Below are 24,084 nucleotides of genomic sequence, written 5' to 3'. Positions count from 1 at the left end.
CGTAAGACGTTATTCAATTTTCATCCACGACTATGCTCGACAGTGAAATATAGTCCTCCTAACATTCATTTATGAAATTAGGACTTATCGGATGCGGAAAAATGGGCCGAGCTCTACTAGAAGGCGCACTAAAGGCTGGGATCGTTAAGGCAAGTGATGTCTATGTTTCATCACGAACAGCAGAAACTCGGGAAGTTCTATCAAAGGAACTCGGCGTCAATGCGATAGAATCCAATGTAGAGCTAGCACAGAAATCAGATGCAGTGTACCTCTGTACAAAACCGAATGTTCTCCCTATCGTCCTTCTCGAACTAGCTGAGTCACCAGAGTGCCTCGATGGTACTCTACTCATCTCCGCTGCTGCAGGCCTCACCCTTGAACAGCTCGAACAGCCACTTCCGGATTCTACACACGTCATACGCTGCATGCCTAACACCCCTGCTCTTATTGGAAAAGGTGCCGCTGCTTATACTTTAGGCCAAAATGCTGACAGCATAGATGCAGCCACAGCCTGCAAACTCCTCGGAGCAGCTGGCTCTGTCATCGAAGTTCCTGAATACCTCATGAACGCAGTCACTGGTGTCTCCGGCAGCGGACCAGCCTACGTTTACACATTTATTGAAGCTCTTGCGGATGGAGGAGTACTTAAGGGTCTCCCACGTGCTCAGGCACTAGAACTTGCTACCCAAACCGTTCTCGGAGCAGCCTCCATGGTTGCTGAAACTGGACTCCACCCAGCAATTTTACGGGATATGGTAACCTCACCTGGCGGCACGACTATTACCGCCGTGCAGTCCTTAGAAGACAATGGTTTCCGCTCTACGACTATTGCTGCAGTAGCAGCTGCGGCAGACAAGGCGGAAGAACTCGGCCGCAGGTAAACGACTCATTAGAGTCGAGATTCACTTGACTTTCATTTAGTTCTGCAGTGCGAATGCATTTGCAATTCGAGCACACCCAAACTAATATCACAACATGAGCACAACACTTGCATTTTTAGGCAGCTTCGGCGGACAGGAAATGATGATCGTATTCTTGATCGTCCTCCTCCTCTTTGGCGCGAAAAAGCTTCCTCAGCTCGCACGCGGTGTCGGTAAAAGCATGGGCGAGTTTAAACGCGCTCGCGATGAGTTCGAACATGAGATCACACGCGCAGAGCACGAAGAGACAATCAAACCTACTCCTGCCAAAAAAGAAGAGGAGGCATAAGCTTCTCCACGCCGCGCCAATTCAAACCATGCGCCAATTCAAATTTTCCACCCCACAAGCTCTGCTTTGTGGGGTTTTCTTTTGCCTACTTCTCAGCGGCTGTGACGATCAACCTGAGTCCCCTGATTGGCCAACAACCTCAGAGAAGCCTACTAGTAGCTCTACTGTAAAAAAACTCACAAAAACTAGGCACGTCACGAATACTAGGACTGTCTTCATGGTTTATAATATCAAAAATTACTTAAGTCAGCCACGTGGCGAGAGCATGAGATCAAAGCCAGAATCTGAGGTTCTAGACCTCGTCGAAAACATCATTAAAGTACATCCAGACATCCTCGGCATATGCGAAATAGGAACTCAAGCGGACTTAAACGACCTCCAACTACGACTAAAAACTAATGGGTTAGATCTACCATACAGTCACCTAGTCGGAGGTGCGGATGCCTACCGCCGCCAAGCTCTTCTATCGAAACTTCCCCTCACCCCACACAATTCAGCTAATATTGCTTACCAGCATGAAGGAAAGCGTCATATTATTTTACGGGGCATCTTAGATGTAAGTATTGAGCTTCCCTGTGGAGAATCGCGCTTCATTGGTGCACATTTGAAATCAAAGCGAGAGAATAAATACTTCGATCAAGCTATCATCCGCAGAAAAGAAGCTCAGCTTATACGTGAACATTCCAACCTCGTCCTCACCGAGAACCCTAATGTAATAGTATACGGCGATTTCAATGATACAAAACAATCCCCAAGTGTTCGTGCTGTTGCTGGTGATCACGGGTCCAGCAACTACTTATTTCCATTAAACCTTGCTGATTCAGAAGGGCAGAGATGGACACATTATTGGAGTCACCAAGACATCTATTCTCGCTTCGACTACGCCTTTGCCTCCTCTTCGATGAAACAGCACATTACACTAGAGGAATCCTATATTCCAAAAATTTCTATAGACAGCCAAGCCAGCGATCACCGTCCTCTAGTCATTACCTTTTACTAGAAAACACATTCGAAGGCCTGAGATTCACGGCCGCTGCTTTGCAATTGATTCCGACGAACCTCTGGAAGCTGCGCTATCTCCATCGGAGAGTAGCCTAATGCTTCGGTGAAGAAACGTGAAGCTCTGTTAGTCAGCGCAAAAACACTTTTCATTCCACGCTCACGCGCCTGGCCGTGCATAAAGTGAACTAGATCCGCGCCATAACCGGTGCCCTCATGACTTTGCTTCACATAAAGACAGGCTATCTCACCTCGCTCATCATGCGAATAAAGCGCTACACACCCTACGACATGACCATCCACTTCCATCACTGCGTAGTCCCCTAGAGCTGCTGCAATCTGTTCGTAACTACGCGGAACTAAATGTGTCCTCCGCACTGATCTTCCAATCATCGCTAATAGTTCGGGAACATCCTCCTCTCTCAACAATCGGATGTTTCGGTAGGTGCCTGAATACACCATAGTCCCGACGCCTTCATTTGAAAACAACTCGTCGAGCAAGACACCTGGAACTCGCCCATCTAACAGATGAACACGATCAACACCTAAGTGACAAGCCATTGCTGCACTATCCAAAAGAGCTCTCTCTTTTGACGTCAATATTGATTCGAGTTTTTGAATCTCTGCAACCCTAAGGAACTTCAATTGACCTCCGTTGTATTCGATCGGTTTGAAATCTGAAATCGCCACCATTTTCCTCGCGGAAAGAGTTACAGCAAGCGATCGAAGTTCACTGTTTAGCAAGTCCCCTCTCCGTTGACACAAAGCTGCCTGGCCTCGACCTAAAACTTGTTGAATAGAAGACGCATCTATTTCATCAATGACTGATGACAACTTCAACTCATGATCCGTCGCCCAATCAACAAAATCATCTAACTCCTCATTAGACGCAACAACTAACAACAGCACCCCTATCGACTGCAAAGCGGTGAGATCCATTATAACCTCCGCCTTATTTGCCTCCGATAAAAGACTCCACTCTATATCTATAACAAAAAGCTTACCTCTAAACTGAGGGACGTAGTGAAGAAAACCACGAAGGTCTGTCGAATGGTAATCCATTATTATCAATGTATATGCAGAGCAGCCCGATGGGCCTCTTTAGGAACAAATTTTTTCCACTCCTCACCACCCTCAAGAATCATTTTCTGGATATCTCGACCGGTATAATTGAGTAGCGCTTCATCACCTGAATCCACTGAGCGTATCAGACGGTTCATTAAGAAATATTGGTAGAGGTGTTGTAAATTCTCGTTCGTCCGGAAGGTCTCAGCGGTCACAAGCTCACCACCTTTACGACTCTTCCATGGGTAGACATAGAGCGAAACTTCGTGCTTAAATAGGCGTCCGAAAGACTCCAGAATACCACCATCTAAATTCTCAGACCACTTCTCTTTAAACAGCTCGTTAAGTAGCCCAATACTCAATATAATCGCGATTGGCTCCTTTGTATAAACACTCAAATAAGAGGCTATTCTGTGGAACTCTGGACAGTTAGAAATAAGTAACGTCTGGCCGAGAGCTTGTAGTGCATCTGCACGGTCAAGAAACTTCAGGTGATCTATTCCTCCATCCCCTCCGCGAAGTAGATTATTCATCGAAATCTCACAGAGACTAATAAATCTACCTTTCTGAGCATCATTCAACTCACTACAAAAACTTTTCTTAGTCTGTGATAGCATGTCGAGATGGAGATTCGTGACGGGATCGAAACTACCACGTAGCAACGCTACTGACTTTTTATAGAGAACTTCTGCTGGCTGCACAACTTCGCCGTCAGGGGTAAACATAGCCGCCGCAGTTAAACCACTTTGAACTAACTGTAGTGAGCATAATCGGTTGTCAACAAAGCGAAACCCCTCGCCCAAGAACTTCAACATATCCACTTCAACACGGCCCTTTGTCAGATTATTGACAAGTGATTCAACGAAACGCTCAAGATTATCTCTATGGTAAAAAGAGGCATAGATAAGATTTAGACCAATAACTCCAAGAGCCTCCATTTGATCCATGTTTTCTTCATCTAACAAACGCACATGACAGAGGATATCACATGGTGGACCACCCGGTTTTAGCTGTAGCCGAACTCCCATCCAGCCATGACACTCTTCCTTATCCTTATAACCACGAGCTCGTACTGTATTACAAAAGCTAAAGAAAGTGGTCTGATCATCTCTCTCCTCAGAAAGCCTCTCAACAAGTAATTCATATTCATGATCAAGCATTTGAAGAACCCGCTCACGTGAGACGTAGCGCCTAGACTTGCCATAGATCTCGTCACTCATTGTCATATCATAAGCTGATATAGACTTAGCCACTGTGCCTGCAGTCGCAGAGGCTTTGAAAAACCAGTTCACAACTTCTTGCCCAGCTCCAATCTCCGCAAAAGTTCCATACTTGGAACGATCCAGATTAATCCTCAGAGCTTTATTATAGGAACTCAATACCTCTCTAGATTTCATAAACTTATTTTTTATAATCAACGACCCAGCTATCAGATTCTACCGAATCTATAATGAGCAATCTATCATCAATGACATTCTCTGGATAATGCACCTTTAAGGTCATTTCTATCATTCCAGCCGAAACACCCAACGGCAGAAGCTGACTCAGCAGAGCCCCGTCCCTGCGCGCATAGGCATAAAACCTCGTGTTTGAGTCGTTGCGCATGAGTTCAAAACACTGATAAGTCGCTGAATCAAAACCATAGTTGTAATACTCCGATATACTACGGATTGCACGCACCTTGATTGGCTCTCTTGGCAGCCTCTTTTTAATCTCATCCCATGGTATATCTGAGTATGCGACAAACGACTCCCAATCTAATCTCACTTCACCCTCACGCTCAAGAATCACACTCAACTGTATTAATCCATCTGTATATACGGCAGAACATAAGTAGCCTCCATCCAAATCGTTGCTAATCTGGTACAGCTCATTTACCGATCTCACCTTTTTAAAAGACAACGCATTGGTCTTATAATAGTTCTCCATTTTCTCACGCAGCTGAGGAACTGACCTAAGCTTAGGCTCTAGCTCGTCAATTGAAGTACAGGTCGACAACTCATTTAAATACTCTTCCACTCTAGCGATACGCTGTAGCTTAGACATTGTACTAACAGCGTTGATCTGTTCTACCCCAACCTCGGCGGCTACTTCAGAAGCACTGAGCGCAACTACAGCGCGCTCTTCGGTTTGAAGCAATAACCCAACCATCCCCAAAAAAAGAAGTAAGCCAAGAAGGGCTGCTGGAACGATCATATGCCAAGGCAAGCCACGTGAATGCGCGGCCAAGTACTCCACTGGTAGATCTTCATGCCAAGAATCATTTATATCCTTAATCGAAGCTGCGGCTGAAATACCAACAGGCTTAGTCCTCATAGAGGAGCCGAGTTGGGGAATATTATCCTCGATACTTGGTACTCTTAATTTGGAAGTACAACATGGGCATACTAGTGTAGCACCTCTTTGCTCAGTCGTTGCTGAAACCAAAAGGCGGCATTCTGGACAAAGGAAACTCTGTCTTCTATCTGCATCCAATGTGGCCACAACCGAAGTTACCGAACCATCTATATTAGGCAAGCCACCAATGCTTAAACTTCCCTTAGTCTGCAATAATTTCTATCTTACCAGGTCCCTGCATAGATATCGTAGAAACACTATCTTGATCAGAAAGCACATCAGGATTTACTGCATCGAGCCCGCGAGCACTCGATGAAGAAGTCAGATCTTTTGGCACAAAGGCTGGCTGCTCAGAGCTATAGGGATCATCACCTAGTAAGGTTGGCGCCACTGGCTGGACTGGCTGGATGTGGGTATACTGCTTAGAGCCCACCCTCTTGGTAAGAGAAAACATACTATCTGAGACTCCGTGACTCCCACTCCCGTGCTTATCACAGTATCCAAGAGGCTTATTCTCGACGTAATAATACTCATTGTACCCAGTACTTACGGTTTCCATTTCACCCGTCTTAGGATTCTTCTCATATTCTTCGCAATCTAAAGTAACTCTGAGACCAGAGAGTTCACAAATTTCTATTTCCTCAACCTGGCTCGGCTGAATCACATCTTTGGGTTTATGCTTATACTGGTATATTTCCATCGCCTTTACCCAAGCTGGCATCACGGTGTCTGCAGAAAAGGCTCCTGGATAAATTGGAGTTCTTGAGCCATCCCAGAAGCCTGCCCACACACCACAGGTCACTTTACTGTTATAACCAACAAACCAGTTGTCTGCAAAATCACTGGTCGTACCCGTCTTTCCTCCTCCTGAAAATCCTTCGAGGCTTGATTCTTCGTAAATACGCATACCGCTTCCAGTTTTAAGAGCAGACTCTAACATTGAGTGAGTTAAAAATGCTGTTGCTGGATGAAGAACTTCTTTGGGTTTCCTTCTATCTAAGCTATTTTTAGCATCGTAATATACCTCACCTTCTTTCGACTCAATACGTGTTATACAAAGGATCTCACGAGGGCTCCTCCCCTGGTTAGCAAAAGCGCAATAAGCGACTACTAGCTCTTGTAGTGAAACAGACTCAGTCCCTAGCAACTCACGAGGTAATGGTTTTGTCTTTGGCATAGTGAATCCAAAACGCCCCGCCAGATCTCGCACCTTTTGCAAACCCACTTCTCGACCAAGGCGAACTGTCGCCGCAATTTTACTTGAAGCTAAACCTCTTCGTAAAAGAATTTCACCCTCGTAAACTGGCTGCTCAACCTCATTCCCCCATTCGCCTAAAATACCTTCTACACCATCAATCATTACCTGTCGGTTATCCATGGCTTCATCAATCAAGCGCGTTGAAAGAGTTTCACCAGCCTCTAGTGCCGCCGCATACACCAATGGAAAAAACGCAGTGCCAGCTGGCTTTCTGCCAGAATCAATAAAGTCATACTGTGAATGGGCGAAATCACGACCTCCAACATAGGCAATCACCTCACCAGTCTCGTTGTCTAACATGAGAGCGGCTCCTTGAAGATATTTTGGTCGGTGACCAGCAGCAGAATCAAAGTCTCTATACTTCGGGTGTTTATACCCATCTTGCTGCTCAGCTTCAGATAGCTGACGTTCAAGATTTTTTTCCAAGCTACGTTGAATATCGCGGTCGATAGAAGTGAAAATCTGGAACCCTCCTTTGTCTAACAACTCTGCTGGAACATGATCCTGTAGAGTTGCCGCAATACGATCATACAAATGCGTTGTGTTACGTTTGATCGGTTTAGGATTAGTTACCACTGGCAGATCGATCAACTCTTGGGCCTCAGAAAAAGGAATACGCCCCTCAATCGCCATGCGATTAATGACATGATCTCTAGCCTTTTTATTATTTTTCTTACTCCGTAGCGGAGAAAACGTTGAAGGGTTCTTGATACACCCCACAAGTGACGCGCACTCTTCCACTGTTAAATCTCTCGGTTCTTTCCCAAAGTACCCCAAAGCTGCAGACCGCACTCCATAATAACCGCTACCAAAAGGAACCCTGTTCAGATAGAATTCTAATATTTTGAGCTTCGTATAGTGCTTCTCAATACGCTGAGCCAAATAGATTTCGACCAGTTTACGCTCGTATCCACTCTCATCGTTCTTAAGAGCCTCGTCTTTTAAATTATATGCATTCCGAGCGAGTTGCATCGTCAAGGTACTTGCTCCAGAATCTTGAGCTCCTGACTTAAAGTTCAGGTAAGCCGCTCGCGCTATACCTATATAATCAACTCCATTGTGCTCTAGAAAACGAGAATCCTCTCCTGAAATCAAGGCATCGATCATTCGCTGTGGAACTTCTTCAATCCCAATCGGACTTCTATTCTCTACAAATAAGCGCCCAATTTCTCGTTCTTCACGATCGTAAATTAAATTTGGCAGCTCCACCACACTCACCAAGCTCATGTCATAAACTCTGGCTCGGTCTCGATATTTTTCCGTCAAAACAGTGTAGCCAACAAACGCGCCTACTAATCCTAACAGACAAATAAATGCGAAAGCCAGAAACCACGTCCTGAGAAAAATTGACTTCTTGCGTACCTTTCGGCGCGAGTTAAACTTCTTGCGAATCATGATGATGAACCATTCGTCAGACTTGGGAAATTCTGACACTAAATATCCTTACCCTCTCTTGAGCAATCCTGCAACCCTCGGCTTACACTCTCTTCTCGTTGCTGAGATTTCAGCCCTTGGCCCTATGCCATTTGATAAATGGATGCAGCATTGCCTCTATCATTCCGAATATGGTTATTACAACAGAGGCGCTGACCATGTTGGGAGGAGCGGAGACTTCTTCACCTCCGTCAGTGTTGGCTCATGCTTTGGCAGTATTCTAGCCGAACGCATCGTAAAATACGTAAAACAGCATCAAGAGTGTGAAATACTAGAAATTGGCGCCAATACTGGCCAACTTGCCAATGACATACTCACCCACCTTCAGACAAATCACACAGGGGTTTACGAAAAGATTAGCTACACTATTTGCGAACCACTCGAGCAGATGAGATCCGTCCAACAAGACAACCTCTCAGAACACATTCTCAAAATCACTCACGCAAATAGCCTAGCGGATTTTAGCACCTCAAAACCTTCAGGCATTATTCTCAGCAATGAACTTATCGATGCTTTTCCCGTCAAACTCGTCATGAGACAAGGCGGTCAATGGCTAGAACGATATGTCGACTATGATGGATCAAACTTTCAATGGACTAATCAGGTAATTAGCACTCCACGTCTCATGGAATTCACGCAGTCACTAGCTGACTATCCCGATGGCTACCAAACTGAATACCGTCCTAGCATCAACAGCTTCGCCAGCCTCTGCGCCCGCTGCTTTGATCAAGCGCTATCTATCACGATCGATTACGGCTACTCGAATAGCTCCTTCTATGATCCATACCGGAACACGGGAACGCTCCGCTGTTTTTTCCAGCACAAAGCAGATGAAGATCCACTAACGCATGTTGGTCTAAAAGACATCACAGCACATGTGGACTTCACCCAACTAGCACAAAGCTTCACTGAAGCGGGCTTATCCCCTCAGTACTTTGATAGCCAAACTCGCTACCTTATCAGCCATGCTCCTTCATTGCTCAAAAAAATTGAGACTGGAGAGACTAAGAATCCAGCGAAGTGGATCAGGCAATTTCAAACACTCACCCATCCAAGTATCATGGGCCAACAATTCAATGTTCTTGAATGTGAGCTCGGCTTATCAGCGAATAAGTCGGCAATGGAGAAACTAGAGTTGCTGTAAAACAAAAAAAATCCGCCGTGAGGCGGATCGTTTTGCAAAGAAATACCGAGGACAGGAATCGAACCTGCACGTCCTAAGACACTTGAACCTAAACCAAGCGCGTCTACCAATTCCGCCACCTCGGCCTTTGCTGGGCGCAACTTAATCAAATTTTCGCGCTGCGCAAAACAATTCTGTAAAAAAAATAGCTCAATCATTGCTGATTGAGCTATAAATATAAAGTTATCAGAGACTTAGAGAGAAAGAAGTTTCTCCTTCAGAGATTCTTTTGTTACGTTTGCTCCAACGATCTGATCCTTCACTTCTCCATCTTTAAAGAAAAGAAGGAATGGAATAGAACGTACACCATACTTTGCAGCAAGTGCTTGAGCTGTATCGACCTCAACTTTACCGACAACAGCCGCATCACCGACCTCATCAGAAAGTTCATCAATAATTGGTGAAATCATCTTACAAGGACCACACCATTCAGCCCAAAAGTCTACGAGAACTGCCTTGCCAGAGTTAATTACTTCGGCTTCAAAATTGTCTTCAGTTAATACAAGTGCCATACGCCAACTATGCCCTCACTCTTGAAAAGGTCAAGATCACGACACCCCATTTGCACACTAATATTTAGCATGCAATTTACTTATAATCTCTGACAATAAAAAACCGTTAGCCACACTAGGTCGCCAACGGTTAAAAAATTTCGATTCTCAGAAACCTAGTTTGATGAGAAAATTGCTCCAATAGAGCTACCTTCTTCAGTCATCCACACTTTAGCATGCTTAAACTGGGCGAAAAGGCAGAACAAGGAGAGCACCAATGCGGCCACCGCAAGATAAGTCACGACATTGGATGCGCGCTCGTCGGATGATTCCCCATCAACTACAGTTTGAATAGTGGGCGCTTGTTCACCTGGTGCACCAACGGCGGTTGGAGCTCCAAGCTGCTGCGTCTGCTCTAACTGAACTGTTGCTTTTGGTAATGGCTGACTCGCACTCCCTAGAGGCTGAGTAGCGAGTGCTATTGGAGCTTTAGCTCCTGCTCCTAAGTTAAGAGGAACTGTCGGCGCGGGCGCGGGCGCCCCAGACGCTTTTATAGGTGCTGAAGCCCCTGCTCCCATATTGAGTGGAACAGTAGGAGCTGGTGCCGGCGTTTTAGGCGCAGAACCTAAAGGCGATGTGACAGCTGGTGGTCTAGGCGCTGACGGACCAGAACTAGCTTTTGATTCAGCCTTCAGTGTCACACGCATGGTCTCCTCTTTAAGAGGAACTGCTGAAGTAACATCTGGGATGTTAGGGTTATGTAGAGAGGGAGCCTTTACAGTTTGAGGCGCTGTATGTGGGGACATCGCTTTAGGAGCTGGCGGACCAGATACAGAAGGTGGCTGCTTAGCTCCTGCAGGTGTAGACTTAAGAGTCACTCGAACCGTTTCCTTACGGAGCGGCACAGATGAAGTCTTGCGCATGGCCTGAGGCTTCAATGGCTCAGTCTCCAACGGCTGGGTTTCGTTGTCGTTATTTTGATCGCTCATCCTTTGATGGGTTTCGTTAGGTGATGTGTAGGTGTGGATACTCTACCATGAGAGTATCGCAGAGTGTTAGTCCTACTCTAAACTGATGACTCCCCCACCTGTCAAACCTCCAAACAGCTTTTTTTAGGAAACTAAACTATTTAGGAGGCTCAGCGTACTACGTTTGAGCAAGAAGCTCCATAAATACTGGAAGCACCTTGCGGAAAAGAGAGTTTTTCCCACCTCGTGAAAGCTGGTCACGCATTAGTCCCACAGAATCAACACTATCAGCAGGCGTTGACTGCTCACTTACATGGCCGCCTACATCCAAGCTAAGGTGGATCAAGCTATCACCCACGGGACGTGTGACTGATAAGCTCACATTCCCTGCAATGATTTCGACAAGACTAATCGGCGAACTCCCCTCTTCAGTGGTCACCTTAGCTTCTATAGCTCCACCATGAGCATGCTCTAAAGAATAACTACCACGACTCCCTTGTGTTTCTAGTAATTCATTCGCCTTGACCCAACCACATTGAGTTGAAATCCACGCAAGCAACTGAATACCTGAAATTTCACAATCAGGAGAAGTCACAATATTTACTTTTCGAATACTCTCAATCGCAGCTTGAGCATGTACGTCATCAAACATTGAAGCGATCGCAAGTCGGATATGGTAGGTACGAGTCCAAGACAAGTCTTGTACCACAAGATTGTCCTTTAACATCGGCACACTGAGTCTCTGAAATTGCTCCAGCGGGTCAGCCCATTCTCCACTGTCCACTACCAGACGTTGAATCAGTGAATAGATCCGATCATCTAGGCGATCCGTCAATTCACCCTGCCACCAAAAAATTAAGGGTAAATCGCTCTGAAGGTGAGAAAAGATCGTATTTCTGAAACGCCCACTGACGCGCCCAGCCAAATGAAATGCAAGCTGCTCACAGCAAACTGTTTTGTTACCATTCGCGAGATTACAGTGCGCCGTAATCCACGCGCGCATGCCTACCTCTGAATCATCTCGGTCCACAGCGACGAGAATCGCGCGACACGCATGCTCGCGAGTAATCTCGCGAACCATTTCTGAATTTTTAGCGAGCGCTGATGAATCTTCTGAATACACAGCAAAGTTCATCAAAGAAGCGTTTGTCCTCGCTTCATCAGCCTCCCATAAACGCTTGAGCTCGACATCGATTTCACCGATCTCAACCTCTTTACCTAGAATACTACAATCATTAGGAACACTCATATGCCTATCAGGTTAAAGTCTTCTCCAAGAATTACCATCTTGTCCCAGGAGTTCATCAGCCTCTTTTGGCCCCCAACTGCCAGCTGCAAACTCCGTCATTTCAGGAGCCTTCGCTGATTCATGCCAAGCTTTCTCAATATGATCAATGAAACGCCATGCTTCCTCGACCTCGTCACGGCGTGCAAACAAAGTCGCATCACCGGCCATAGCATCGAGCAAAAGTCGCTCGTAAGCCTCTGGGCTACCTTTACCAAAGCTTGTAGAATAATGGAAATCCATCTTTACCGGCTCCATACGGAGAGTTGTCCCAGGAAGCTTGGACACCATGCGAAGAGAGATCCCTTCATCTGGCTGAATACGAATCACAAGTACATTCCCGCCAGCTGCCGCTCCAGGAATTGCATTAAATAGAACACTCGGCGGTGATTTGAAGTGAATGGAAATCTCTGTTGCCTTTTTAGGTAAGCGCTTACCAACTCTCACGTAAAATGGAACACCGCTCCAACGCCAGGTATCGATATGCATGCGCAACGCCACATACGCCTCAGTCATAGATTCAGGATCCACGCGATCTTCCTCACGATAACCCACCACTGTCTTATCTTGGATGTGACCCGCAGTGTATTGGCCGCGCACCACATTCTGTCGAATAAGCTCTGGAGAATCTAACTGTCGAAGTGAACGGAGCACTTTGACCTTTTCATCGCGAACTCCGTCAGCAGATAAATCAGTTGGCGGCTCCATTGCAACGAGGCTCAAAAGCTGTAGTAAGTGATTTTGCACCATATCACGTAACGCACCAGCCTTATCATAATAGCCACCGCGTCCACCTTCCATACCTAGATGTTCAGCACAAGTGATCTGCACCTGCTCAATATATTTATTATTCCAGAGTGGTTCAAAGATCGCATTTGCAAATCTCAGAACCATGATATTCTGCGCAGTCTCTTTGCCCAGATAGTGATCAATACGATAAGTATCCTTCTCAGCAAAGGTGTTATTCACCACTTTATTAAGATGTTCAGCAGTTGCTAGGTCTGTACCAAATGGCTTTTCTACGATCACGCGTGACCAGAAACCGTCAGATGCAGAACTAAGCCCCACAGCTTTAAGGTTTTCTAAAATTACATCAAAAAACTCAGGGGCACTCGCAACATAAAAAAGGCGATTGCCAGCTCCACCACGTTCGCGATCAATAGCATCTAGGCACTCAGCGAGACGCTTATATCCATCTATATCATTAAACTCACTTTGGTGGTAATGAATGCTCTCTTGATATTCTGACCAAAGCTCAGGGTTATGACCGCTACGGGAAACCTGTTTATTGAGAACCTCCAAGCCCTCACGGAACTCTTCATCGCTTTTCTCTCTACGAGCAAAACCAACAATCTTCACTCCGTGTGGCAGCTCACCATCCACGCCGAGGTTGTAAAGCGCTGGCACTAGCTTGCGGTGAGTCAAATCACCTGTAGCACCAAATATGACCACCGTACAGGCTTCTGCGCGTGAACGTGAAACTAAATCTTCTCTGAAAGGATTACTCATTGCTGCGCGCAGCATTCCTTAGGAAGACCAATCCCTCAAGCGGGAAGTCTGTTTTTTTCCCACACACTTTGTCATATCAACCAAACCACACACAGCTACAGTGACTTTGGCTGCTTCATCACGCTTGCCGCGAACTCCAGTGAGTCCCCCAGCTTAGCTATCGGCTCTGTCAGTTTGATTACTAACTCTGGTTGAGCTGAAAGCAGCGTCAATAAATACTCAGTTTCATCCTGCACATCACGCAAGGAACTCTCAAATTCGAGACCTTGCTCATAACCCAGATAGGACTCTGCATCCACTCGTTGGGCTATCGATGTGACAGCATCAGCGAGCGACTCTATTTTTTTCACTACTAAATCTGCACTCTCTACAGAATCCACACTTTGAATTAACTGAGGCAGCGTTAGGAGCTGTTCAGTTAATTCTTGTGACAGCTCATTTGTAGATTCCGGTTTTGAACAGGAACTCAAAACCAGAACTACTAAGAATAAGCAAAACTTGGAAAACCTGTGCATGAGTCACTAACTATCCGCTATGTAAAAATCGACAAGCTGCTTTTCCATATTCACTCGTGCAATCTTCACTTTCACCTTTTGACCCAATCGCAATTCATTTTGAGATTTCAAATCCCTAAATGCCATCACGCCTTGCTCAAAGTTCCAATTACCTTGTGGAAACTCCTCCTTCTTCACTAGGCCTTTGACCTGCATGTTGGTAATTTCCACGAAAAGCCCCATGCGTCGAACATCTGTAATAAGTGCTTCGAATATCGGTGCTTGGTCTTGCTGTGTTAGCATGAACAAGTACTCCATCATCTTCATGCGCTTAGTCGCATTTTCAGCTTCAGCACTTTTACGTTCCGTATCTGAAATGTGTTGAGCTATCTCCTCTAACTTACCAGCCTTCGGTAATCTAACGGGATCAGCAGGTGGATTAACCAACTGCGTTTGAAGAGCTCTGTGCACTATTAAATCAGCGTAACGTCGAATAGGGCTAGTGAAATGACAATAGTCCATCTTGGCCAAGCCATAATGACCTAACATCTCAATACTATACGCAGCCCTCTTAAGACTCTTTAATAAGCCTAGTTTGATTGACTGCTCCACGGGGCTACCCTTTGCCTGCTTAAGCAGTGCTTGAATATGTTTTTTGTTTGTTAGATCACCTGCATTAAATCCATGAATACGCGCAATCTCAGCAAACTCATTGAGCCTATCAGCATCCGGGTCTTCGTGAATACGGTGAATCGCAGTCTTACGCTTCATCTTCAACTCCACTGCCACGGCCTCATTCGCAGCTAACATGAACTCTTCGATCATTTGATGACTCTCGTCATAGACTAGCTCTTTGACCTCAATCGGTTTTTTCGTCTTCTCATCTAACACCACTTTGACCTCTGGAAAATCCAGATCAAGCGCACCGTGAGAGAAACGCCTTTTACGCAACACGTCAGCTAAGCCCCAAGCTGTACGAATAGCGTCACCTACTTCGCCACCACCACTGCCTTTGATCAAGACCTGAGCCTCTTCATACGCCAACTTCGCTTTACTATTAATTACAGCATCGCAGAAGTAAGCTTTTCTACGCTCACCTCTACGGTCAAACTCCATCACAGCGCACTTCGTGAGCCGGTCCACGCCCAAGCGTAAACTACAAACATTGTTAGAAAGCTTCACTGGAAGCATCGGAAGCACACGATCAACCAGATAGGTTGAATTCCCTCGCAGCTGAGCCTCCTTATCTAAAGCTGAATGCGGTGTCACATAGTGAGACACATCAGCAATATGAACAGCAAGTCGCCAGCCATCATCGAGCTCTTCCACCAAAACGGCGTCATCATGATCCTTCGCATCGCCGGGGTCCACAGTAAGCACTAATTGCTCACGCCAGTCCTCGCGCCGAGCGTACTCTTCATTAGAAATAACTTCTGAAACTGCATCAGCCTCTTTCTGTACTTCCGGCTCAAACTCGACTCGGAGATTATGCTTATGGATCACTGATATGATATCCACCCCTGGGGCATCAGGGTAACCAATCACCTTAGTCACCTTGCCTACAGGAGTTTCATGTCGATTTGACCACGCTACTACTTCCACTGCAACTAATTGCCCTGGCTTGGCTTCACCTGCATCTAATAAATCAATCCCACCGGGTAGGCCCTTCATCTCTGGCTCTACATAACAAAAACGTCCATCTTCGCGGTACACTCCGATCACTGTCGAGCTCTTACGCTCCAATATTTTAGTCACTTTCCCAGCAGCCTCTTCTTTTACATCTTCTTTAGGCTGCGGCTTTTCCTTAATCGGGCGTCCACGTTTATCGTATTTTTTCTTCCCTCTATCTGCGAATTGCTTCCATCTTGGAACTCCAATACGTGTGATTTTCACTCGCACCAAATCACCATCCATCGCCACTCCCATGTCTCGGTTATCTACAAAAACACGATCGTGTTTTTTGATATCCATCCCTGTCGCAACGTTACCTTCTTCACCTTGCGTTGGGTAGAACCATGCGTTTCCGTTAGGTTGGTATCTTAAAGTTCCGACCAGATATACTACAGCAGTCTCCCGGAGCTTGTAACGCCCCTTTGAAACTATCACCACTTTACCTTCTTTTTCTAGCTTAGTCAGCTGTATACGCAGCGCTCTACGCTCAGAGCTATCTATCCCTAATTTGCTGGCTAGCTCCATCTTATCCATAGGACGGTAACTCTTCCCTCGCATTAATTTCAGCAACTGCTCACGCAAATCTTTCATGCCAATACACTGTGTGGTCTAACTGCTTCCCGCAAGACAAGATTCAGCTATGACTGCATAGCTCCACCACTGTTATACCTTTATTAGCCACATTGATTGGTCAAATTTATATTTCGCAAACTGTGGAGTTGCCGAACCGTAAAATTCCTGCCATCGATAGTTATTACACAGTTTTTCGACATGAAAATTCCTACTCGTACATCTACATCAAAAAACGGCTTCTCACTCATCGAGCTCCTCGTCGTCATAGCCATCATTGCATCACTCGCCGCCATGTCTTATGGCCCGATCATGAAAGCTATTAGAAACACCAAAATCGAAGCAGGCAACAAGCTCGCCAACGATGTGGTATTCGCGATCGAACAATTTGAACAAAAATATGATTACCTCCCTTACCCTAGTGGCGGAGCTCCTGGGGACGACGTAGTCGAATACAAAGATGCCCAGCTTGTTAGCTTACTTGAAGTCCTCATGGGTAAAGAAGGTGGCTCACCAGACATCAACCCGAACAACCAAGAATTCTTCAGCTATAAAGCTGCCAGCAATGGAGTGGACGGCATTGTCTTCGCCTCAGACGGAGAAACTCCCGACGGGCTCAAGGATCCATTCGGTAATGATTTCACAGTTATTATCGACTACACAGGTGACAATAAAATCGAGCTCAGAGGCACTGATTTTAATGGGCACACTGACAATGACGGACGCGCGCTCATCATTCGCAAAGTTGCTATTGCAGGCAGCGAAGGACCTGACGGAGAGTTTTACGACGGCGATAATGATCTTGACGATGTGACCTCATTCTAAGCCATCATTTTATTCTAAACTATACAGCACGTGACCGAGTCACGTGCTTTTCCATTTCTAACAATCATCTATTGCCCATGAAAAAATCTACTCCTCTGCTTTGCTCCTTAAGTGTGGCTATTATCTGCGGTGTTGTACTCGCAAAAAAAGAGAGCACACAGGATTCACCACCAACCCAAGCAGCCAAAACTGACACTTCAGTGGCTGAGGGGACCGCTAGAGCATGGGCTCAAGACGACTCAGATATACCAGCTGACCCAAAAGTCGTCTACGGGACATTAAAGAATGGGATGCGCTACATCATCTGTAAAAATCCCCTCCCGCCTAAACGCGTCAGCATGCGTCTTCACGTCGATGCTGGATCGCTCAATGAAGCCGATGACCAGAGAGGCGTCGCGCACTTCTTGGAGCACATGGTATTCAATGGCACCAAACATTTCCCAGATGCCAGCAAGCTCATCCCACAGATGCAGCGTTTAGGAATAGCATTCGGCGCTCACGCCAATGCCTACACCTCCTTTGACGAAACAGTCTACATGTTAGACCTCCCTAACATTGATCAAAAAACTCTCGATCTAGGATTCGCCGTCATGGGTGACTTCGCAGACGGTGCACTTCTAGAAGAAAAAGAAATCGATGAGGAACGCGGAGTCATAGCCTCTGAAAAAACATCTAGAGAATCCGTCGGCTTGCGTATGTTCGAAAAACAAATCGACACACTATTCCCTAACTCTCTCCTAGGTAAACGTCTCCCTATCGGTAAGCTCAGCGTCATAGAGTCAGCCCCGCGTGAGCGCTTCGTTGACTTCTACACCCGTTTCTACACTCCTGAGAAAATGACTTTCGTCTACGTCGGCGATCTGGATGTGGCAACAGCGGAGCAACGTATCGTTGACACCTTTGGCCCAATCAAAAATCCAGCTAAGCAAGGCCCAGCTCCTAGTCTCGGGGATATTTCAACTCCTGAAGGTTTCCACGTATCAGTCTTCACCGACAAGGAACTCACCGAAACTGAAATCTCAATCGTCAAATCTAAGCCCCATAGTTACCAAACTGACGATATCCAGAAACGCTATGAGAGCCTTAAAATGAACATCGCAAGCGCCATTCTAAATCGCCGCTTCTCTAAAATAGCGAAACAAGAAAATGCCACCATCACTTCAGGATCTGCGTCACATTATGTCCTATTCCGCGAGCTCGAAATGGCAAACATTGAAGTCACAGCACTCAACAATGACTGGAAAGCTGCTCTACCCGTTCTTGAGAACGAATTTAGAAGAGCCTCTCTCTACGGCTTTATTCAGTCGGAATACGATGAAGCCGTCGCCGAGCTCATCAATGCTTATCAGCAAGCGGTAAAAACAGCGCCAACGAGAAAGTCTGACAGCATCGCTTCTAATCTAGTCAAGCATGTGCAATCTGACTCGGTTTATTCTACTCCAGAAGTGGATCTCGAAGTGTTAGAAGAGAACCTACGCAAGCTCACCGTGAGTGAAGTGAGTAAAGCATTCCAAAGCTATTGGGGGGTCTCAGCTATGGATCGCCTAAATGCACACCTTATTCTCAGCACACAAAAAGCTCCAGAATCTGCAGCGCAAGAGCTGAAGGACATCTATAAAGCTCAGGAAGGTATCGCTCTAGAAAAACCTACGAATATTGAAGTCGCAGAATTCTTCTACACTAACTTTGGAGACCAAAATGAAATCCTAGAAAACACGCACACCAAAGATCTCGATATCACCCAATTTACATTCAGTAACGGCGTTAGAGTAAATTGGAAAAAAACTGATTTCGACAAAAACTCCATCTCCATGATTGCCAGCTTCGGCACAGGTAAGGCTGGCATGCAGCTCGACAAGCCAGGCCTTGATACACTAGCTGGTGCTATCTTTATCAATGGAGGCTTGGGGATGCACTCCTCTGAAGACCTCAAGTCTATCCTCGCTGGACGTAATGTCGGTGTCGGTTTTGGAATTTCCGATGACAGCTTCACACTCAGTGGCAGCACTACTCCTGAAGATCTTGAACTCCAACTCCAGCTCCTAACAGCCTACCTCACTGATCCAGGTTTCCGTCCAGAAGCTGAGCGCCAATTCGATGCCATGCTCCCAAATGTCTATGCCCAGCTCACCCATACAGAACAGGGCCCCATGGCTAAAATGACGCAATGGTTTAGCGGTAACGACCCACGCTTCACTTTCCCAACTCTCGAACAGGCCCAAGCCCTCACCAGTGAGCAAGTCAAACAATGGATTGTGCCTCAGCTAGAAAATGACACCATCGAAATATCGATCGTTGGCGACTTCGAAGAAAAAGAACTCATCGCAGCCCTATCTAGCACTCTGGGAGCTCTCCCCGTCCATAAAGGCAACGCTGAGATCCCGATTGCGGATCGCACCCTAACACCTCCTAACACACCTACGGAGAAAACCTTTAACTTCGACAGTGAAATCGAAAAGGCTATTGCCATTGTGCTCTGGAAAGCTGGCGACGCGACTGACCGAGACGTTAAAAAAATCCGGAGAATGAGCATTCTATCAGCCATTTTAGACGAACGCATGCGTGTTGAACTCAGAGAGAAATTAGGTGAAGCATACAGTCCCTTTGCCAGTTCAAACCTCTCACAGACATTTAAAAACTATGGCATGATCATGGCATACAGCCCTGGCAATCCATCAAACACAGAGAAGGTCGGAAAAATCATCATCGAGCTCGCTGACGAACTAGCTAAGAACGGCGCTACCCAAGACGAACTTGATCGTACACTCACACCACGATTAGGACTTTTAGAAAAGTCTCTTCGCCTAAACACATATTGGCTCAGCACTGTACTCGATCGCTGTCAGCAATATCCAGATAAACTCGAGGCAGCCCGTACCCGTGACGAGGATTATGCTGAAATCTCCCTCGAAGAAATCAACAAGCTCTCCAGAAAATTCCTCTCGAAAGAAAACTCAGCACAAGTAACTATCACTCCCGCTAAACCTTAAAACCCAATGAAAAAAACTCTATTCCTCACTCTTAGTTTAGGTCTTACATTGTCCTCACTCTATGCGGATACTTACACTCTAAAAAATGGCCTTGAATACACTGGGAAAATCTCTCTAGAAACAGACGATTCCTACTACTTATTAGTCGAAGAAAAGCCTGGAGTTCGTAAAGAAATCGCCGTCAAAAAAGCCGATATAGAATCTATTTCTAAATCTAATTCAGGAAAAGCCACGCGTGATTTCATCCTAGTAGAGAAGCTCGTCCCGACACCTGATTTCCTTTCTGAAGAAGACTACGAGCGAGCCATTACCAGTGTCGTTGACCCTTACTTAGAAAAATACCCAAACTCTTTACAGGCCAAGCAAGCACTAGCAATTCGCAAAACTTTGGCCAAGGAACAGGAACAGGTCAAAAGTGGTGCTCTCAAAATAAATGGTGAATTCACCACCGAGGCTGAGCGTATCACTAATGCTTATGAGATAGACGCAGCGCTTCTTGCAAATATCATTAGCAAGCAGGCTCGCAGCAAAAACTACAGTGAAGCATTCGTAGCATTTGCCGAAATGGCAGATAACTACAAGCACACACTTCCTTTTGAGGATACTCTTAAAAAAGCCATTGATCTTTGCAAAAACTACGAAAATGAAGCCAAGCAAATAGTTAGTTCGGCGGACGATACTATTGAAAAAAGAGACAAGGCTTTAGATGCCATGACTACGGACACGCGCATCCGTGCCAAGCAAGCCCTAGCTGACGAAGATCGCGCCTATCAAGCGCAACTAACCAAAGCTAAAAACGCCAATAACAAATGGCTTCCATTGAATCGCTTCCACCCTGATGTCGCGAAACAAACTCTCTCCTCTCTCAGAAATGAGCAGTCTCGTTTACAAAGGCTAGCCGAAGAGAGTGACTCCATCGACGCTGGTGCCATCTACAGAGAAGTTTGGGTGGCCTTTGACCAGAATGACCTCGATCTAGCAAAAGTGAAAATCCGTGAGCTATCCAGAGCACGAGTCCCTGATCAATATGTAGGGCCTTTAGAAAAAAAACTCTCTGAAGCAATAGAAACCCGACGCGAGCTCGAACACCAAAAACGTGAGGAAGAAAGAGAAGCTCTCGAGAAAGCGAGAGAGGCTGCCAGCCTAAAGCAAGCTGAAGAGCTCGACAACGAATCAGAATAGACAAAAGACATCTTAATATTTCTACTGAAAGACTTCTCAATTTCCCATTTTCCCATGGCGATTTCCTCACAGAAATCGCCATTTCTTTTGGGTTGAACTTCCGCCTAGCTCACGCACACTAGCCCCACGAACTATGAGAACTGCATCACAGAAGCGCGACACCGCTGAGACAAAGATCCAGCTCAGCCTCAATATCGACGGCTCGGGCGAAAGCAAAATCGACACAGGTATCCCCTTTTTCGATCACATGCTCACAGCGTTCTCACGTCACGGTCTTATCGACCTTGATGTCACAGTGGACGGCGATATCGAAGTCGACTACCACCACACAGTCGAAGACACAGCCATCGTCATTGGTGAGTGCCTGAAAGAAGCTCTCGGAGACAAAAAGGGAATCACTCGCTACGGTCATTCCTACCTTCCTATGGACGAAACACTCTCGCGCGTAGTGGTCGACCTTTCAAACCGTCCTCACCTCGAGTTCAAATTTCCAGCTGGCACACCTGATGCGCAGAACTTCCAGTTCACGCTCGTAGAAGAATTCTTTCGCGCTATCGCGTCGAACCTCCGCGCGAACATCCACGCTGAAGTTCTCTACGGGCGCGATGGTCACCACATTGCTGAGTCCCTCTTCAAAGGCCTCGCTCGTGCACTTCGCGCAGCTATGGAAAAAGACCCACGTGTCACAGGCATTCCTAGTACAAAGGAAGTCCTCTAACTATTCCTAACACTTAATACTCCATCGTTATGAACGTAGGAATTATCGACTACGGTGCTGGAAACCTCCAGAGCGTACTCAATGCCTTTCACGCCCTAGGCGCTGAAGCCAACCTCATCACCACACCAGAAGAACTCGATGGCTTGACTCATCTCGTTCTCCCTGGCCAAGGTGAATTTGGCGATTGCTCGCGCAAGCTCGAAGCCTCCGGCATGACCGAACCTGTCAAAAACTGGATTGCTGCCAACAAGCCATTCCTTGGTATTTGCGTCGGCTACCAACTCCTATTCGAAGGAAGTGATGAATCTCCATCAGCCAAAGGACTAGGCATTTTCAAAGGCCATAACGTTAAATTCCAAAAAGAGGCTGGCCTCAAAATTCCACATATGGGCTGGAATGGAGTCACTCCGCAAAACCCTGAACACTCTATGTGGAACGGTATGAGCGATGAACCGTATTTCTATTACGTTCACTCCTACTTTCCTAAAGCGGAAGAGCCCGACGTCGTGGCTGCTGTCACCACCTACGGCACTCAGACATTCCACGGAGCTGTCACCCGCGATAACCTCATCGCCACGCAGTTTCACCCGGAGAAATCTCAGCACGCTGGTCTCCAACTTCTCAAAAATTTCCTCGCTCTTTAGCGAGAACAAAACGCAAGCATAGCTTTGCACCCACCTTTCTAACTTAATCACTTTTGACTATGTCATCTGCACTAGAACAACTCGTCGGCGGAACCGCCAAAGTACTTTCAGAAAAAGAACTCGCTGAGAAGCTGGAGCTCGGCCGCCCACTCCGCGTCAAACTCGGAGTCGACCCCACCGCTCCAGACATTCACCTCGGTCACACTGTAGCGATCGAAAAACTCCGCCAGTTCCAAGAACTCGGCCACACCGCCGTACTCATCATCGGCGACTTCACCGCCACAGTTGGCGACCCTACAGGCCGCTCCGCTGCACGCCCACCGATCACCCGCGAAGAAGTACTCTCCAATGCTAAAACCTACACCACCCAAGCCTTCAAAATTCTCGACCCAGAGAAAACCGAAGTCGTCTACAATGGTGATTGGTTCAACAAAATGACCTACGACCAAGTGCTCAAACTCAACGGTCGCGTCACCATGCAGCAGATGCTTCAGCGTGAAGATTTTAAAGTACGTCTAGCAGAAGGGAAAGAAGTCCGTCTCCACGAAATCCAGTACCCTATCATGCAGGGCTGGGATTCCGTCGTCGTCAAATCCGATGTCGAAATAGGCGGCACTGACCAGCTCTTCAACATCCTCGTTGGCCGCGACCTACAGAAGGAAGAAGGTATGGCGCAACAAGTCGTCATGCTCATGCCACTGCTCGAAGGTCTCGACGGGGTTAAGAAAATGTCCAAGTCCTCTAAGAACTACGTCGGCGTGTCCGAGCCTGCGCCTGAAATGGTCAACAAGCTCATGAGCGTGTCAGACGATCTCATGGACAAGTACTACCTCATGCTACTCGGCACCAAGCGCGATGAGTCACTGCACCCACGCGATGCAAAGCTCGAACTCGCTCGTAGTATCACAGCACGTTACCACGATGAAGCCGCTGCCGCAGATGCTGTACAGCAATGGCTCGATCGCTCAAAAGGAGACCAAGGCGCAGGTGCCACAGAAGTAGTACTCGCAGACTTTCCTGCAGATCTCAACGTTCTTACATTAGCGGCAAACGCATTCCAGATTGGCTTCAATCTCAAAAAGTCAAACGGCGAACTTAAGAAGCAAGCCATCCTTCCTGGCGCCATCCAGCTCAACGGCGAGAAGCTAACCGACGCAAATGCTGCTGTGACTCCAACAGTTGGCGACGTCCTCCGTCTATCCAAGAAGCACACAGTGAAGTTCGTTTAAGATTTTTCAGCTGATTCATTTAT

Annotated in this window: 20 protein-coding genes and 1 tRNA gene; 10 read left to right on the top strand and 11 right to left on the bottom strand. The window is 46.5% G+C overall.

The features are described from left to right. Positions 1–71: 71 nt before the first annotated feature. The 3 genes from proC (at position 72) to ACSHX2_RS01225 (ending at position 2,209) form a co-directional block, all read left to right on the top strand. Positions 72–881, top strand: a complete 810-nt coding sequence (proC, locus tag ACSHX2_RS01235; RefSeq protein ID WP_435689795.1) for a pyrroline-5-carboxylate reductase — start codon at positions 72–74, stop codon at positions 879–881. A gap of 94 nt (positions 882–975) precedes the next feature. Next, positions 976–1,209 carry a Sec-independent protein translocase subunit TatA/TatB gene (locus ACSHX2_RS01230; RefSeq protein ID WP_435689793.1) on the top strand — a complete coding sequence of 78 codons (234 nt, stop codon included), beginning with the start codon at positions 976–978 and terminating at the stop codon, positions 1,207–1,209. Between the two features lie 28 nt (positions 1,210–1,237). Continuing rightward, entirely contained in the window at positions 1,238–2,209 is a 972-nt protein-coding gene (locus tag ACSHX2_RS01225) for an endonuclease/exonuclease/phosphatase family protein (RefSeq protein ID WP_435689791.1), read from the top strand. Here the strand turns inward: ACSHX2_RS01225 and ACSHX2_RS01220 are convergent. The 4 genes from ACSHX2_RS01220 to ACSHX2_RS01205 form a co-directional block, all read right to left on the bottom strand. Next, positions 2,206–3,270, bottom strand: coding sequence for a GNAT family N-acetyltransferase (locus tag ACSHX2_RS01220; protein WP_435689789.1), 1,065 nt, complete (start codon positions 3,268–3,270; stop codon positions 2,206–2,208). The two genes, ACSHX2_RS01225 and ACSHX2_RS01220, sit on opposite strands and share 4 nt — an antisense overlap. 5 nt (positions 3,271–3,275) lie before the next feature. Further along, complete coding sequence (locus ACSHX2_RS01215) at positions 3,276–4,670, bottom strand: TonB-dependent receptor (protein WP_435689787.1); 1,395 nt, start codon at positions 4,668–4,670, stop codon at positions 3,276–3,278. 4 nt (positions 4,671–4,674) lie between these two features. After that, positions 4,675–5,589: a hypothetical protein gene (locus tag ACSHX2_RS01210; protein ID WP_435689785.1), complete on the bottom strand. Its 915-nt coding sequence runs from the start codon at positions 5,587–5,589 to the stop codon at positions 4,675–4,677. 223 nt (positions 5,590–5,812) lie between these two features. Next, positions 5,813–8,302 carry a transglycosylase domain-containing protein gene (locus ACSHX2_RS01205; RefSeq protein ID WP_435689783.1) on the bottom strand — a complete coding sequence of 830 codons (2,490 nt, stop codon included), beginning with the start codon at positions 8,300–8,302 and terminating at the stop codon, positions 5,813–5,815. Between the two features lie 19 nt (positions 8,303–8,321). On the opposite strand from ACSHX2_RS01205, the gene ACSHX2_RS01200 reads away from it, so the two are divergent. After that, positions 8,322–9,446, top strand: a complete 1,125-nt coding sequence (locus ACSHX2_RS01200; protein WP_435689781.1) for a class I SAM-dependent methyltransferase — start codon at positions 8,322–8,324, stop codon at positions 9,444–9,446. A 43-nt stretch (positions 9,447–9,489) separates the two neighbouring features. On the opposite strand, the gene ACSHX2_RS01195 is transcribed toward ACSHX2_RS01200, so the two are convergent. The 7 genes from ACSHX2_RS01195 to rnr all read right to left on the bottom strand — a co-directional run bounded on the left by ACSHX2_RS01195 (position 9,490) and on the right by rnr (position 16,494). After that, positions 9,490–9,571, bottom strand: a tRNA-Leu gene (locus ACSHX2_RS01195). 108 nt (positions 9,572–9,679) lie between these two features. Then, positions 9,680–9,997 (bottom strand): thioredoxin, encoded by a 318-nt coding sequence (gene trxA / locus ACSHX2_RS01190; RefSeq protein WP_435689779.1) that lies wholly within the window; start codon positions 9,995–9,997, stop codon positions 9,680–9,682. A gap of 155 nt (positions 9,998–10,152) precedes the next feature. Next, positions 10,153–10,965: a hypothetical protein gene (locus ACSHX2_RS01185; protein WP_435689777.1), complete on the bottom strand. Its 813-nt coding sequence runs from the start codon at positions 10,963–10,965 to the stop codon at positions 10,153–10,155. Between the two features lie 157 nt (positions 10,966–11,122). Next, entirely contained in the window at positions 11,123–12,193 is a 1,071-nt protein-coding gene (locus tag ACSHX2_RS01180; protein ID WP_435689775.1) for a glucose-6-phosphate dehydrogenase assembly protein OpcA, read from the bottom strand. A 12-nt stretch (positions 12,194–12,205) separates the two neighbouring features. Then, positions 12,206–13,753 (bottom strand): glucose-6-phosphate dehydrogenase, encoded by a 1,548-nt coding sequence (gene zwf / locus ACSHX2_RS01175; RefSeq protein WP_435689773.1) that lies wholly within the window; start codon positions 13,751–13,753, stop codon positions 12,206–12,208. Positions 13,754–13,833: 80 nt separating this feature from the next. Beyond that, on the bottom strand, positions 13,834–14,118 hold the full coding sequence (locus ACSHX2_RS01170; protein WP_435689771.1) for a hypothetical protein: 285 nt from the start codon (positions 14,116–14,118) through the stop codon (positions 13,834–13,836). 141 nt (positions 14,119–14,259) lie between these two features. Then, positions 14,260–16,494: a ribonuclease R gene (gene rnr, locus ACSHX2_RS01165; protein WP_435689770.1), complete on the bottom strand. Its 2,235-nt coding sequence runs from the start codon at positions 16,492–16,494 to the stop codon at positions 14,260–14,262. Positions 16,495–16,674: 180 nt separating this feature from the next. On the opposite strand from rnr, the gene ACSHX2_RS01160 reads away from it, so the two are divergent. From ACSHX2_RS01160 to tyrS, 6 genes are all read left to right on the top strand, one after another. Beyond that, a complete protein-coding gene (locus ACSHX2_RS01160) occupies positions 16,675–17,298 on the top strand; it encodes a type II secretion system protein (protein WP_435689768.1) in 624 nt (207 codons plus the stop codon). Between the two features lie 77 nt (positions 17,299–17,375). After that, positions 17,376–20,288 carry a M16 family metallopeptidase gene (locus tag ACSHX2_RS01155; RefSeq protein WP_435689766.1) on the top strand — a complete coding sequence of 971 codons (2,913 nt, stop codon included), beginning with the start codon at positions 17,376–17,378 and terminating at the stop codon, positions 20,286–20,288. A 6-nt stretch (positions 20,289–20,294) separates the two neighbouring features. After that, complete coding sequence (locus ACSHX2_RS01150; RefSeq protein WP_435689764.1) at positions 20,295–21,470, top strand: PTPDL family protein; 1,176 nt, start codon at positions 20,295–20,297, stop codon at positions 21,468–21,470. A 133-nt stretch (positions 21,471–21,603) separates the two neighbouring features. Then, entirely contained in the window at positions 21,604–22,188 is a 585-nt protein-coding gene (hisB, locus tag ACSHX2_RS01145) for an imidazoleglycerol-phosphate dehydratase HisB (RefSeq protein WP_435689762.1), read from the top strand. Positions 22,189–22,217: 29 nt separating this feature from the next. Next, on the top strand, positions 22,218–22,832 hold the full coding sequence (gene hisH / locus ACSHX2_RS01140) for an imidazole glycerol phosphate synthase subunit HisH (protein ID WP_435689760.1): 615 nt from the start codon (positions 22,218–22,220) through the stop codon (positions 22,830–22,832). Between the two features lie 59 nt (positions 22,833–22,891). Beyond that, positions 22,892–24,061, top strand: coding sequence for a tyrosine--tRNA ligase (gene tyrS / locus ACSHX2_RS01135; protein WP_435689758.1), 1,170 nt, complete (start codon positions 22,892–22,894; stop codon positions 24,059–24,061). Positions 24,062–24,084 lie beyond the last annotated feature (23 nt).

Origin of the sequence: Rubritalea sp., assembly GCF_051252225.1 — a bacterium.
In the GTDB taxonomy this organism is placed as follows: domain Bacteria; phylum Verrucomicrobiota; class Verrucomicrobiia; order Verrucomicrobiales; family Akkermansiaceae; genus Rubritalea.
The sequence above is the reverse complement of the archived record's forward strand: the minus strand, read 5'-3'. Positions and strand labels throughout refer to the sequence as shown.

Coding starts and splice junctions, on each gene's coding strand:
- proC (WP_435689795.1), top strand. CDS start 72: ATGAAATTAGGACTTATCGGATGCGGAAAAATGGGCCGAGCTCTACTA.
- ACSHX2_RS01230 (WP_435689793.1), top strand. CDS start 976: ATGAGCACAACACTTGCATTTTTAGGCAGCTTCGGCGGACAGGAAATG.
- ACSHX2_RS01225 (WP_435689791.1), top strand. CDS start 1,238: ATGCGCCAATTCAAATTTTCCACCCCACAAGCTCTGCTTTGTGGGGTT.
- ACSHX2_RS01220 (WP_435689789.1), bottom strand. CDS start 3,270: ATGGATTACCATTCGACAGACCTTCGTGGTTTTCTTCACTACGTCCCT.
- ACSHX2_RS01215 (WP_435689787.1), bottom strand. CDS start 4,670: ATGAAATCTAGAGAGGTATTGAGTTCCTATAATAAAGCTCTGAGGATT.
- ACSHX2_RS01210 (WP_435689785.1), bottom strand. CDS start 5,589: ATGAGGACTAAGCCTGTTGGTATTTCAGCCGCAGCTTCGATTAAGGAT.
- trxA (WP_435689779.1), bottom strand. CDS start 9,997: ATGGCACTTGTATTAACTGAAGACAATTTTGAAGCCGAAGTAATTAAC.
- ACSHX2_RS01185 (WP_435689777.1), bottom strand. CDS start 10,965: ATGAGCGATCAAAATAACGACAACGAAACCCAGCCGTTGGAGACTGAG.
- ACSHX2_RS01180 (WP_435689775.1), bottom strand. CDS start 12,193: ATGAGTGTTCCTAATGATTGTAGTATTCTAGGTAAAGAGGTTGAGATC.
- zwf (WP_435689773.1), bottom strand. CDS start 13,753: ATGCTGCGCGCAGCAATGAGTAATCCTTTCAGAGAAGATTTAGTTTCA.
- rnr (WP_435689770.1), bottom strand. CDS start 16,494: ATGAAAGATTTGCGTGAGCAGTTGCTGAAATTAATGCGAGGGAAGAGT.
- ACSHX2_RS01160 (WP_435689768.1), top strand. CDS start 16,675: ATGAAAATTCCTACTCGTACATCTACATCAAAAAACGGCTTCTCACTC.
- ACSHX2_RS01155 (WP_435689766.1), top strand. CDS start 17,376: ATGAAAAAATCTACTCCTCTGCTTTGCTCCTTAAGTGTGGCTATTATC.
- ACSHX2_RS01150 (WP_435689764.1), top strand. CDS start 20,295: ATGAAAAAAACTCTATTCCTCACTCTTAGTTTAGGTCTTACATTGTCC.
- hisB (WP_435689762.1), top strand. CDS start 21,604: ATGAGAACTGCATCACAGAAGCGCGACACCGCTGAGACAAAGATCCAG.
- hisH (WP_435689760.1), top strand. CDS start 22,218: ATGAACGTAGGAATTATCGACTACGGTGCTGGAAACCTCCAGAGCGTA.
- tyrS (WP_435689758.1), top strand. CDS start 22,892: ATGTCATCTGCACTAGAACAACTCGTCGGCGGAACCGCCAAAGTACTT.